The sequence below is a fragment of the Streptococcus sp. GMD5S genome (genome assembly GCF_000298715.2).
Lineage (GTDB): Bacteria > Bacillota > Bacilli > Lactobacillales > Streptococcaceae > Streptococcus.
In genome coordinates this window covers 38,457-50,441 of the sequence record NZ_AJRG02000014.1, presented here as the reverse complement: position 1 = coordinate 50,441, position 11,985 = coordinate 38,457, and the positions used below count along the sequence as shown (strand labels likewise).

At 38.4% G+C, this 11,985-nt stretch carries 13 protein-coding genes; 11 read left to right on the top strand and 2 right to left on the bottom strand.

Features of this window, described 5'->3' with window-relative positions; genetic code table 11:
* The 9 genes from prmC to GMD5S_RS0207380 all read left to right on the top strand — a co-directional run.
* Positions 1–709: peptide chain release factor N(5)-glutamine methyltransferase (prmC, locus tag GMD5S_RS0207420; protein WP_016893825.1), on the top strand; the 709-nt coding region annotated here is incomplete at its 5' end.
* Positions 693–1,295: an L-threonylcarbamoyladenylate synthase gene (locus GMD5S_RS0207415; RefSeq protein ID WP_000969272.1), complete on the top strand. Its 603-nt coding sequence runs from the start codon at positions 693–695 to the stop codon at positions 1,293–1,295. The genes prmC and GMD5S_RS0207415, both read left to right, overlap by 17 nt.
* Position 1,296: 1 nt before the next feature.
* A complete protein-coding gene (locus tag GMD5S_RS0207410) occupies positions 1,297–1,728 on the top strand; it encodes a GNAT family N-acetyltransferase (RefSeq protein WP_000945726.1) in 432 nt (143 codons plus the stop codon).
* 60 nt (positions 1,729–1,788) lie between these two features.
* Positions 1,789–3,045, top strand: coding sequence for a serine hydroxymethyltransferase (gene glyA / locus GMD5S_RS0207405; RefSeq protein ID WP_000575510.1), 1,257 nt, complete (start codon positions 1,789–1,791; stop codon positions 3,043–3,045).
* 7 nt (positions 3,046–3,052) lie between these two features.
* Entirely contained in the window at positions 3,053–4,027 is a 975-nt protein-coding gene (locus tag GMD5S_RS0207400) for a nucleoid-associated protein (protein ID WP_000356117.1), read from the top strand.
* On the top strand, positions 4,027–4,629 hold the full coding sequence (locus GMD5S_RS0207395; protein WP_008289362.1) for a lysozyme family protein: 603 nt from the start codon (positions 4,027–4,029) through the stop codon (positions 4,627–4,629). The genes GMD5S_RS0207400 and GMD5S_RS0207395 overlap by 1 nt, the downstream gene beginning before the upstream one ends.
* 86 nt (positions 4,630–4,715) lie before the next feature.
* Positions 4,716–5,690, top strand: a complete 975-nt coding sequence (locus GMD5S_RS0207390) for a DUF1002 domain-containing protein (RefSeq protein ID WP_001227745.1) — start codon at positions 4,716–4,718, stop codon at positions 5,688–5,690.
* Between the two features lie 74 nt (positions 5,691–5,764).
* Positions 5,765–7,120 carry a 23S rRNA (uracil(1939)-C(5))-methyltransferase RlmD gene (gene rlmD / locus GMD5S_RS0207385; protein WP_000914544.1) on the top strand — a complete coding sequence of 452 codons (1,356 nt, stop codon included), beginning with the start codon at positions 5,765–5,767 and terminating at the stop codon, positions 7,118–7,120.
* A gap of 332 nt (positions 7,121–7,452) precedes the next feature.
* Entirely contained in the window at positions 7,453–8,406 is a 954-nt protein-coding gene (locus tag GMD5S_RS0207380) for a DNA-methyltransferase (RefSeq protein WP_000049349.1), read from the top strand.
* A gap of 22 nt (positions 8,407–8,428) precedes the next feature.
* Here GMD5S_RS0207380 and GMD5S_RS0207375 read toward each other — a convergent pair whose 3' ends face one another.
* A complete protein-coding gene (locus GMD5S_RS0207375; RefSeq protein WP_000863700.1) occupies positions 8,429–8,968 on the bottom strand; it encodes a hypothetical protein in 540 nt (179 codons plus the stop codon).
* A gap of 209 nt (positions 8,969–9,177) precedes the next feature.
* Here GMD5S_RS0207375 and GMD5S_RS0207370 point away from each other — a divergent pair, with 209 nt between their 5' ends.
* Both GMD5S_RS0207370 and GMD5S_RS0207365 read left to right on the top strand, forming a co-directional pair.
* On the top strand, positions 9,178–10,302 hold the full coding sequence (locus tag GMD5S_RS0207370; protein WP_008287977.1) for a recombinase family protein: 1,125 nt from the start codon (positions 9,178–9,180) through the stop codon (positions 10,300–10,302).
* Positions 10,302–10,757: a hypothetical protein gene (locus GMD5S_RS0207365; protein WP_001212337.1), complete on the top strand. Its 456-nt coding sequence runs from the start codon at positions 10,302–10,304 to the stop codon at positions 10,755–10,757. Before GMD5S_RS0207370 ends, GMD5S_RS0207365 begins: the two co-directional genes overlap by 1 nt.
* 161 nt (positions 10,758–10,918) lie before the next feature.
* Here the strand turns inward: GMD5S_RS0207365 and GMD5S_RS0207360 are convergent, their stop codons facing one another.
* Complete coding sequence (locus GMD5S_RS0207360) at positions 10,919–11,773, bottom strand: helix-turn-helix domain-containing protein (RefSeq protein ID WP_000842631.1); 855 nt, start codon at positions 11,771–11,773, stop codon at positions 10,919–10,921.
* Between the last annotated feature and the right edge of the window lie 212 nt (positions 11,774–11,985).

Here is an 11,985-nt window from a genome sequence, read left to right as displayed (position 1 = left end):
TCAGCAGGAAGTGACAAAAGAGGAAGAAAATTTTGTAGAAGAAATTTACCAGCAGTTAGTGGCTCACAAACCGGCGCAGTACATCATTGGTCACGCAGATTTCTTTGGAATGCAGTTAAAAGTGGATGAGCGGGTTTTGATTCCTCGTCCAGAAACAGAAGAGTTGGTGGAACTTATCCTAGTCGAAAATCTTGAGGATAAGCTTAAGGTCCTAGATATCGGAACTGGAAGTGGCGCCATAGCTCTCGCATTAGCAAAAAACAGACCAGATTGGTCAGTGACAGCAGCAGATATTTCCCAAGATGCCTTAGAGCTTGCATCAGAGAATGCTAAAAATCAAAATCTTAATATATTTTTTAAAAAATCTGATTGTTTTGCAGAAATTTCTGAAAAATATGATATAATTGTATCCAATCCACCCTATATCTCTCGTGAAGATGAGTCAGAGGTTGGTTTGAATGTTTTGCATTCAGAACCTCATCTAGCTCTCTTTGCAGATGAGGATGGCCTAGCTATTTATCGCAGAATTGCGGAAGATGCAAAAGACTATCTCACAGATGGTGGTAAGATTTACCTTGAAATTGGATACAAGCAAGGTCAAAGTGTTCCTGCGCTTTTTAGGAAATATCTTCCTGAAAAACGAGTACGAACACTCAAAGACCAATTTGGTCAAGATAGGATGGTTGTAGTTGATGATGGACAGGATTAGACAAGAGTTGGAAAAGGGCGGAGCTGTTGTTTTGCCTACAGAGACAGTTTATGGTCTCTTTGCTAAGGCCTTAGACGAAAAAGCTGTCGACCATGTTTACAAACTCAAACGTCGTCCTAGAGATAAGGCACTCAATCTTAATGTCGCTTTTCTAGAGGACATCTTGCACTTTTCAAAGAATCAGCCAACTTATCTACAAAAGCTTGTAGAGGCCTTTTTACCGGGTCCCTTGACCATTATCCTCGAAGCCAATGACCGAGTTCCCTATTGGGTCAACTCTGGTCTTGCAACTGTCGGATTTCGGATGCCGAGTCACCCCATTACACTTGATTTGATTCGAGAGACAGGTCCTTTGATTGGGCCGTCTGCCAATATCTCGGGTCAGGCGAGTGGCGTGACCTTTGCTCAAATTCTAGAGGATTTTGACCAAGAGGTTTTGGGACTGGAGGACGACGCTTTTCTAACTGGACAGGATTCGACGATTTTGGATTTGTCTGGAGACAAGGTGAAAATCTTACGCCAGGGGGCGATTAAGCGAGAAGATATTCTTGCACAGTTGCCAGAGATTTCTTTTGAGGAGGAATGAGATGCTAAGAAATTTGCAAGAAACAGATGTGAATGCTATATGTGAGATTAACCAAGAGGCTTTGGGTTATTCTTTTAGTCCAGAGGACACAGCTAGTCAACTAGCTAAATTATCTCAGGATTCTCATCATTTCCTACTTGGCTATGAGGATGCAGCCAGTCATGTCCTACTTGGCTATGTCCATGCTGAAGTTTATGAATCCCTTTATTCCAAAGTAGGATTTAATATCTTAGGCTTAGCGGTTTCGCCTCAAGCACAAGGGCAAGGTATCGGTAAAAGCTTACTGCAAGGGTTGGATCAAGAAGCAAAAAGACGGGGGTATGGGTTTATCCGCTTAAACTCTGCTGATCATCGTCTGGGAGCTCATGCATTTTATGAAAAAGTTGGTTATACTTGTGATAAAATGCAGAAACGGTTTATTCGCATCTTTTAGTTTATTTTCTTATTGGAAAAACAAACTAAAGGACCAGTCACACTATAAAGGAGAAGACCTATGATTTTTGACAAAGACGATTTTAAAGCATACGATGCTGATCTCTGGAATGCTATTGCCAAAGAAGAAGAACGCCAACAAAACAATATCGAGTTGATTGCTTCGGAAAACGTGGTTTCCAAGGCTGTTATGGCAGCTCAAGGGTCTATCTTGACAAACAAATATGCCGAGGGTTACCCAGGACGCCGTTATTATGGTGGAACTGATGTAGTAGACGTGGTAGAAACTTTAGCTATTGAACGTGCAAAAGAAATTTTCGGTGCTAAATTCGCCAATGTCCAACCTCACTCAGGAAGCCAAGCCAACTGTGCAGCATATATGGCTTTGATTGAGCCAGGTGATACCGTTATGGGGATGGATTTGGCAGCAGGTGGTCACTTGACCCACGGAGCTCCAGTTAGCTTCTCTGGTCAAACCTACAACTTTGTTTCTTACAGTGTGAATCCTGAAACGGAACTTTTGGACTTTGATGCTATCTTGAAACAAGCCCAAGAAGTAAAACCAAAATTAATTGTAGCGGGTGCTTCAGCCTATTCTCAAATTATTGACTTCTCAAAATTCCGTGAAATCGCAGATGCTGTTGGTGCTAAGCTCATGGTCGATATGGCCCATATCGCTGGTTTGGTTGCAGCTGGACTTCATCCAAGCCCAGTGCCATACGCTCATATCACTACAACAACGACCCACAAAACCCTTCGTGGACCTCGTGGTGGCTTGATTTTGACTAATGACGAAGAACTTGCTAAGAAAATCAACTCAGCTATTTTCCCTGGTATTCAAGGTGGTCCTTTGGAGCATGTTGTCGCTGCTAAGGCGGTTTCATTCAAAGAAGTTTTGGATCCAGCCTTCAAGGAATATGCTGCCAATGTCATCAAAAACAGCAAGGCTATGGTTGAAGTCTTCTTGCAAGACCCTGATTTCCGTATCATTTCTGGCGGTACTGAAAATCACCTCTTCCTTGTTGATGTGACTAAGGTTGTAGAAAACGGAAAAGTTGCTCAAAACTTGCTGGATGAAGTCAATATTACCCTAAATAAAAACTCAATTCCATACGAAACCTTGTCACCATTCAAGACAAGTGGAATTCGTATCGGATCTGCAGCCATCACTGCACGTGGATTTGGTGAGGAAGAAAGCCGTAAAGTGGCTGAACTCATCATTAAAACTCTTAAGAATGCAGAAAATGAAGCTGTCTTAGAAGAAGTGAGAAGTGAAGTCAAAGCGTTGACAGATGCCTTCCCACTATACGAGGACTAATACTTTTATGGACATTTATATTAAGAAAGCTATTATCCATCAGTTCAGCCCAGACGATACTGAGTTGTTCTTAGCGGATAAGTTTCTCAATATCACTCCAAAAATCGAAGAATACCTGCGCAAAAAAATTGAACGTGTGTATTCAGATGAAGCTAAGACTGGGATTTTCGAGGAAGAAAATCCCTTCTTCAATCACATCACAGACGATTTGTTGGAGACATCAGTAACACTGGCTAATCTCTGGAAAGAGGAGTTCAGCATTTCTGAAAATCTCAAGACCAATGACTTGGTTTTTGTTCAGTTTTATAAAGAAGGCGTAGAGCATTTCGCTTTCTTGCGAATTGCTCTACGTGAGACCTTGACTCACCTTGGAGGAGAAGTTGATAATCCAATCAAGATGACTCAGAATAACCTGCCTGGATTTGGAACGGGGGCTGATGAGGCTTTGGTCATCAATCTTCAAAGTCGCAAGTACCATTTGATCGAAAAACGAATCAAGTACAACGGGGCTTTCTTGAACTATTTTTCAGACAATCTCTTAAACGTTGCCCCTAAGATTTCGCCAAAAAAATCCATCAAGGAACTGGAAAAAACAGCTCAGAGAATTGCAGAGTCCTTTAACACAGATGATTTTCAATTCCAATCCAAGGTCAAATCAGCGATTTTCAACAATCTTGAAGAAAGCAACGAACTGTCACCTGAGAAATTGGCTAATGACCTTTTTGATAACAACCTGACAGCTCGTCTAAGTTTTATCGACCAAGTCAAGGAAGCTGTACCAGAACCGGTTCAGTTCGATGAAATTGATGCCAGTCGCCAACTCAAGAAATTTGAAAACCAAAAACTTTCCTTGTCAAATGGAATCGAACTTATCGTTCCAAATAATGTATACCAAGACGCGGAGTCTGTTGAATTTATCCAAAACGACAATGGAACCTATTCTATCTTAATCAAAAATATTGAGGATATTCAAAGTAAATAATGTTTAAATTTATAAGAAGAATGCTAGTGCTAGCAGTCCTCCTTTTTGCTGGATACAAAGCCTACCACATTCGTCAGGATGTAAAGCAAGTCATGACCTACCAACCTATGGTTCGGGAAATTCTCAGTGAAAGAGATACTCCAGCCAATGAAGAGTTGGTGCTCGCCATGATTTATACCGAAACCAAAGGAAAAGAAGGCGATGTTATGCAGTCTAGTGAGTCTGCAAGTGGCTCCACCAACACCATCAATGATAATGCCTCTAGCATTCGGCAAGGCATTCAAACTCTTACAGATAACCTTTATCTTGCTCAAAACAAAGGAGTGGATGTCTGGACGGCCGTTCAAGCCTATAATTTTGGACCTGCCTATATAGACTTTATCGCTCAGAATGGTAAGGAAAATACACTAGCATTAGCCAAGCGTTATTCCCGAGAAACGGTCGCTCCTATCCTTGGAAATACCACTGGGAAGACCTATACCTACATCAACCCAATTTCTATCTTTCATGGTGCAGAACTCTATGAAAATGGTGGAAATTATTACTATTCGCGACAGGTACGCTTTAACCTGTACATCATGAAATTCTTTAATTTCTTCTAAGCATCTGGTTTTTCCAGGTGTTTTTCGCTATAAGCTTTCTTTAAGATTGTTTTATTACCCTAGAAAGGTAAAGGAGGGAATATCCCATGAGAAAGAAACTCTTTCTAACAAGCGCTGCAGTTTTGTGGGCAGCAACAGCTATGACGAGTGTCCACGCAGCAACAGATGTTCAAAAAGTAATCGATGAAACCTATGTACAACCTGAATATGTGCTTGGTTCTTCACTAACTGAAGACCAGAAAAATAGAACTCTTAGCAAACTTGGCTATGACGCATCAAAAGACACCAAAGATATCAAAACAATGACACCTGATATCTATTCGAAAATTATGAATGTGGCTAATGATGCTAGTCTACAACTCTATTCATCGGCTAAGATTCAAAAGCTAGGTGACAAATCACCTCTAGAGGTCAAGATTGAAACGCCTGAAAATATCACAAAGGTGACGCAGGATATGTACCGTAATGCAGCAGTGACCCTGGGAGTTGAGCATGCCAAAATCACAGTTGCAGCTCCCATACCAGTTACAGGTGAGAGCGCCCTAGCTGGGATTTACTACTCATTAGAGGCCAATGGTGCTAAAGTACCGCAAGCCAATAAAGACCTAGCCCAAGAAGAACTAAAAGCCTTGTCCGATATCAATGCTGAAAACAAGGACAAGTCAGGCTACGATGCCAATAAGCTCAATGCGGCTATGACAGATATCAAAGCAGGAATCGCAAAGGCAAAAGAAGCCAAAGGAAATCTGACAGAAGAAGATGTCCGAAAAATCGTTGAAGACACTCTAAAAAACTACAAACTCGATCAGGTTATAACAGGAAACCAGGTCAATATCATCATCAATTTTGCGCTCAACCTCTCAAAGAGTGACATCTTGAAAAATGCTGATTTTACTAAAACCCTAAATGATCTCAAACAAAGCATCGTTTCCCAAGCTGGTGATAGTTTTAAAAATATCAACCTCAACTTTGATGCCAATAAAGCGCTAGAAGAGGGGGGCAACTTCTTTAGCTCTCTTTGGCAAGCCATTGTCAACTTCTTCAAGAGTTTTGGTGCTTAGGTCATTTCATGATATAATAGATGGTAACAGAAATGTTGCCGTCTTTTTTTGTCGGCCGATAGAAAGTGAAAAATATGTTAAAGAAAAATGATATTGTAGAAGTTGAAATTGTTGATTTGACTCATGAAGGTGCAGGGGTTGCTAAGATAGAAGGTTTGGTTTTCTTTGTAGAAAATGCTCTACCAACTGAGAAAATCCTCATGCGTGTCCTCAAAATCAATAAAAAGATTGGCTTTGGGAAAGTGGAAGAATACCTTATCCAGTCACCACACCGTAATCAAGATCTAGATCTGGCTTACCTGCGTTCAGGAATTGCGGATCTAGGTCACCTTGCCTATCCAGAGCAGCTCAAGTTTAAAACCAAGCAAGTCAAAGACAGTCTCTACAAGATTGCTGGTATTACAGAAGTAGAGGTCGCTGAAACGCTCGGCATGGAACATCCAGTCAAGTATCGAAATAAGGCACAGGTGCCCGTTCGTCGAGTGAATGGTATCTTGGAAACTGGCTTTTTCCGTAAGAATTCGCACGACCTCATGCCCCTTGAAGATTTCTTTATCCAGGATCCTGTCATTGACCAAGTCATAGTAGCCCTTCGAGATTTGCTTCGTCGTTTTGATTTAAAACCTTATGACGAAAAGGAACAGTCTGGCTTGATTCGAAATCTTGTGGTGCGTCGCGGGCACTATTCCGGACAAATCATGGTTATCTTAGTGACTACACGTCCTAAAATTTTCCGAGTGGAACAGTTGATTGAACAACTTATCAAGCAGTTCCCAGAGATTGTGTCTGTCATGCAAAATATCAATGACCGAAATACCAATGCGATTTTTGGTAAGGAGTGGAAGACTCTTTATGGTCAAGACAATATCACGGACCAGATGTTGGGAAATGACTACCAAATCGCTGGCCCAGCCTTTTACCAGGTCAATACAGAAATGGCAGAAAAACTTTATCAAACAGCTATTGACTTTGCGGAGTTAAGAGAAGATGATGTGGTGATCGATGCCTACTCAGGAATTGGAACCATTGGCTTATCTGTTGCTAAGCATGTCAAGGAAGTCTACGGTGTTGAAGTTATTCCAGAAGCGGTGGAGAATAGCAAAAAGAATGCGGCAATCAACGGGATTGCCAACGTCCACTATGTATGTGACACAGCTGAAAATGCCATGAAGAACTGGCTCAAGGAAGGTATTAAACAAACTCTCATCTTGGTCGACCCACCACGCAAGGGCTTGACCGAAAGCTTTATCGAGGCAAGCAGCCAAACAGGATCTGAACGCATTGCCTATATCTCATGTAATGTAGCAACTATGGCGCGTGATATCAAACTCTACCAAGAATTGGGTTATGAACTGCAGAAAGTACAACCAGTGGATCTATTTCCTCAAACGCATCATGTGGAGGCGGTAGCTCTGCTCGTGAAAGCCTAGAAACCTTTTAGCGAAAGGCTTTATGGAGTTGTAGCGCTCAATGTTATTTGTCAATAGTGGGGATGTATTAGAGTAAGAGTCAAAGTTGATGTAATTGAAATGATATTGATTGATTTGAGTTCGTTTAGATTTTTATTTCCATAAACGGTAGAGCGGGTATTGTATGCGAAGCTAGAATTATTGTTAGGATACTTGCCTACAATAATCCATGGTTTAGTAATGTGGTTATATAAATAACGTTGGATTTTGAATATATAAATGTAATGACTTGATTATTGCAAGTTTTTATGTAAAGATATAGACGTAATACTTTTAGAAGAAAGAGAGATGAAATGTCTAAAGTAAGTTATAGAACCCAATTAGGGGAATGTATAAATGGAGATTCACTACAAGAATTACAAGATTTGGGTGATAATAGTGTAAATTTAGTTGTAACTAGCCCTCCGTTTGCTTTACAACGCAAGAAGGAATATGGGAATGAGTCTCAAGAGAAATATGTAGAATGGTTGGCTCAATTTGCTAAAGTTGTTTTTGATAAGCTAAGGGATGATGGGAGTTTTGTTATTGATATAGGAGGAGCATATGAAAAAGGGGAACCCTCTTATAGTTTATATCAGTTTAGGGCCTTAATTAAATTTTGTGATGAAATAGGGTTTAAATTGGCTCAGCCGTTTTATTGGCATAATCCTTCAGCCTTGCCTTCCCCAATTGAATGGGTCAACAAAAGAAAATTAAGAGCAAAAACATCTGTTAATACAGTATGGTGGTTGTGTAAGGACCCTAGAAAATGTAAAGCAAATGTTAGCAAGGTGCTGAGCCCTTATTCTGATAGAATGAAAAAATTGATCAGTAGGCCAGAAGAGTATATAAAGGGGGCTACTGCAACACGTCCTTCAGGTCATGTTCATAATAAGGAAAGTTGGAGTAGAGATAATGGTGGTGCAATACCTTCAAATCTATTGCAAATACCTAATAGTGAGAGTAACAGTAAGTATTTAAGATATTGTAAAAAATACGGAATAAAAGGACACCCGGCAAGATTCCCTGCTGGACTTCCTGAATTTTTTATAAATTTTTTAACGGACGAGGGGGACTTAGTCATTGATATTTTTGGAGGGAGTAATACAACTGGAATGGTTGCAGAAAACAATAATAGACGTTGGAAAGCTTTTGAATTGTCAAAAGAGTATGCAGCCGCATCAATATTCAGATTTTTAGATGAAGATAATGAAAATGCTGAAAAATATTACCAGCAAATGATAGATGGTAAAACAGTTGAATTATAAAAACCCAATAGATCACTGGGCATTAATCAAAAATGCTGTCAGGATCTATTGGGTTTTCTTCATGAATCGGATAAATCATAGTACCATTTTCGCGAACAAAATTGACGTTAATTTTGGGATTATTAATATCTTTTTGAGTTCTAAGTTTCTCTTCCCATTTTTGGAAATAAGGTTCAAGGTCTCTTGCGTTCATAACATAGATTGCTTCAAGTGTGATTCCATGATAGATTGCAAATGACCATGGTACTCTTCTATATTTTTGAAGAATTTCAGTATTTAAATGATGATTGGTACTAAAACCCGAAGCTGTTGTGTCGAGGTTTATGGACTTCATTTCCCACTCAATTGTGGGATTTCTTCTTGAAGTCGCGTCATTTCCTTCTCTACCTGGTAGAGCATTTAAATAAAGATAAATCAGTTGTTGAACAACTTTGGCGCCATTATCTTGAAAAATATCATCAATTCCGTACTGTTTAGCAAAATCTCGTAATTCTTCTAATTTTGCCCAAAGCCCTTCTATCCGCTCTATCTCTTTTTTATGTTCATTATCAAAAAAAGCCATCGTTCCCTCCTAATAAGTTATTTTTTTCCTTACAAATATGACTAAAATTAATTATATCAGAAATAGTCTATAAAGTATATAGTCTAATTCTAAGACATATTTGAAACAGAATAATTTGATAGCTCAGGTTCTAATTAACTAATTTTTATAATTTAGAGTAATTCTTTTTCGCTTATAATAAAGATGCAGATTTCTGGAAAGGAGGAAAAATGGTCAGAAGGAGTTCTAAGAAATTAACGAAGAAGCAAGAGCGCATCCGTAATGCATTTGAATCCGAAAGAACCGTTGAAGTCATTCCAGCAGTTGTACAGAATGCTAGTTTAGGACAACAGAAAACCCGTGTAGCGGCTTATTGCCGGGTGAGTACCTTTGATGAATCCCAATCAGGTAGTTTTGAACTGCAGAAACAAACTTATCTGGAGCGGATTCAAAACACTCCCAATTGGGAATTGGTAGGCATTTATGCGGATCAGGGTGCATCAGGTACCACCATTAAGAAGCGTGAGCAGTTTCAGAAAATGCTAGAAGACTGCAGGCAAGGGAAAATTGATTTGATATTAGTCAAGAGTATCAGTCGATTTGCCCGGAACCAGCTTGACTTCATTAGCATCTACCGGGAGCTGAAAGCTTTACCTCATCCAGTAGGTATTTTAATAGAAGACATTAATCTAAACACACTGGATACCAAAGGAGAGCTGGTTCTTGGAGTCATGTCTATCGTGGCTCAAGGAGAGAGTGAACAAAAGAGTGCTTCGATTACCTGGTCGATTATTGAGCGTTTCAAACGTGGTATTCCGATTATTCCAACTCATAACCTGCTTGGCTATACCAAGGACAAGTATGGTCAAATCGTGATAGATGATTCGGAAGCCAAGGTAGTAAGGTACATCTACGATTCTTACATGAATGGCAAGACTGCGCGTGAAATTGCTGATGCGTTAATGGAACACCATATTCCAACGGTCACTGGACTTGAAAACTGGTCTACCCTTGCTGTTAATAACATTCTTAGGAATGAGAAGTATAAGGGTGAGATTATCATGCAGAAGACCTATACGGTTGACTGCTTTAGCCACAAGACACGGAAGAATAATGGTGAACGTCCGAAATACCGACTGAGAAATGGAATTCCTTCAATCATATCTGACTCTGACTGGAGTTTAGTACAAGAGCTACTCTCTCAACCGAGAAGAAGAACGAAATCTGCAAAGCTAGCTGTTGTGCCAAAACTCTATGTAAAAAAAGTGAAGTCAGGTATTTTGAAGGATTTTATTGTACTCGATTCTTCATGGAAAAAGAAGGAGATTCGAACTGTATTTAAAGGAGAAGAGTAATGAGATTTTCAGACTACGACCTACAGGTTATTACCATTGAGAAAAATGCCAGTGATTACAGTATGACTGTAAACAAGAACTTTGTGACCTTTAGTAAGGCCATAGCTGCTGAGCTGAATTACCCAAGTCATGTCATTGTGGCCTTCAACAAAGACACAAAAGTCATGGGGATTCAAGTATGTCATGCCAATACCAAGGGTTCCTATGAGTTCTGCAAGTCTAAGAAGATTCGAAAAGGTGTAGTTCAGATGATGAACAAGAATCTGAAAGAAGCTCTCTTGACCATCATGCCAGATTGGGAAAGTAATAAACGCTACAAGGTACCTGGTATTCATATTGCTGAGGATAGGGCCTTTGTCTTTGAGTTAAAAGGCTATGAGGTTCTTGAGGACTTTCGTAAACAGACACACCATGATATGGAGGACTTAGCAAATAGAAAAAACAAGAATCTATAAATTTCCTATTGCTTTTAAAAGTAATGAACTTTATAAAGCTGAAAATCCATTATTATAAAAGAAACAGGTCTAGTATATTCACTTTTCTAGACCTGTTTATCAATATTTGTTTAGAGAAAAATTTATGGCATTTAGTAAACAGTAAAAGTTAGAACGTACAACTATTGTTCATCTTTAAATATTAATGAATAGTGTTCGTTGTATCTCATGAAAGTCGGCTTGTCATCAAGAAGTTTGAATATTTGTAAAGCTTGTTTCATTTTATGCTTTCCTTCAATTTTATTATTTTGTTTCAACTCAAAATATCCTTGGGCATATAGGAAAACAGTTTTCTCATAGTAGCTCAACTCATTCTTTAAAAGCAATTCTATTTCTTGTATTAGAAAGTTGCAATGATTAAATCTATAATTATCAATACTTGCGATTAAGCAGTTCAAAGCAAGTTCTGTAACTAACCTTTTATTCGTTTTACTAACAAAACAGTAAAAATAGTTTTTTACCATTTCCTTTGTCAATAAGAAGAGAGTATCATAATTTAGTGTTCTCACACAATTTCCGAGGAGAATAATTTCATAATAGCCCCACTTTTCAATTTTAAATAAGTAGTCAGATAATTCTAATAATTCATTTTTAGTAGGCTTAGTAGATTTATCAAAAGTATAAATTATAGATTTTATCATTGTCCTTTCTAATGATGAAATTTTGTATGTTACATCTTCATTTAATAATAGCTTTATATTTGAGAATCTTTGTTTAGAGTATTCTTCCTGAATATATTTAATAAGATTAATAAAATTGTTAGGATGATTTTCATTGCTATGAATGGTCAAAAACTCTTCCAGAGTAATATTAAGCTTATCAAGTATATTCATTAGTCTGATGCATGATATTTCAGATTCGCCTCGCTCAAATCTTGAAATTTGAGATTTAGAAAGATATTCATCGGCTATTTTACAGATACTAACTTGTTTACCCTTTCGAACTTCTCTTAGTGTTTTGCCTAAAGATGATTTCATGATATTCCCACTTTCACAACAAAAAAATATTTTGATAAAAAATATTATACAATATCTGGTAATAAAAAGAAAGGACTTAAACCTATGAAAAAAATTTTTTTATTCCTTTTTTTAATATTGGATATTATTATTATCATTGGTATAAATAACCATGTTATGTTACTTTAACAAAACACGTAAAAAAGTATGATAGAGAACTTATGGAGTTCCAT

Bases quoted from the DNA above. Each gene is read 5' to 3' on its own strand.
- glyA (WP_000575510.1), top strand. From the start codon at position 1,789: ATGATTTTTGACAAAGACGATTTTAAAGCATACGATGCTGATCTCTGG.
- GMD5S_RS0207400 (WP_000356117.1), top strand. From the start codon at position 3,053: ATGGACATTTATATTAAGAAAGCTATTATCCATCAGTTCAGCCCAGAC.
- GMD5S_RS0207360 (WP_000842631.1), bottom strand. From the start codon at position 11,773: ATGAAATCATCTTTAGGCAAAACACTAAGAGAAGTTCGAAAGGGTAAA.
- GMD5S_RS0207380 (WP_000049349.1), top strand. From the start codon at position 7,453: ATGTCTAAAGTAAGTTATAGAACCCAATTAGGGGAATGTATAAATGGA.
- rlmD (WP_000914544.1), top strand. From the start codon at position 5,765: ATGTTAAAGAAAAATGATATTGTAGAAGTTGAAATTGTTGATTTGACT.
- GMD5S_RS0207375 (WP_000863700.1), bottom strand. From the start codon at position 8,968: ATGGCTTTTTTTGATAATGAACATAAAAAAGAGATAGAGCGGATAGAA.
- GMD5S_RS0207365 (WP_001212337.1), top strand. From the start codon at position 10,302: ATGAGATTTTCAGACTACGACCTACAGGTTATTACCATTGAGAAAAAT.
- GMD5S_RS0207390 (WP_001227745.1), top strand. From the start codon at position 4,716: ATGAGAAAGAAACTCTTTCTAACAAGCGCTGCAGTTTTGTGGGCAGCA.
- GMD5S_RS0207410 (WP_000945726.1), top strand. From the start codon at position 1,297: ATGCTAAGAAATTTGCAAGAAACAGATGTGAATGCTATATGTGAGATT.
- GMD5S_RS0207415 (WP_000969272.1), top strand. From the start codon at position 693: ATGATGGACAGGATTAGACAAGAGTTGGAAAAGGGCGGAGCTGTTGTT.
- GMD5S_RS0207395 (WP_008289362.1), top strand. From the start codon at position 4,027: ATGTTTAAATTTATAAGAAGAATGCTAGTGCTAGCAGTCCTCCTTTTT.
- GMD5S_RS0207370 (WP_008287977.1), top strand. From the start codon at position 9,178: ATGGTCAGAAGGAGTTCTAAGAAATTAACGAAGAAGCAAGAGCGCATC.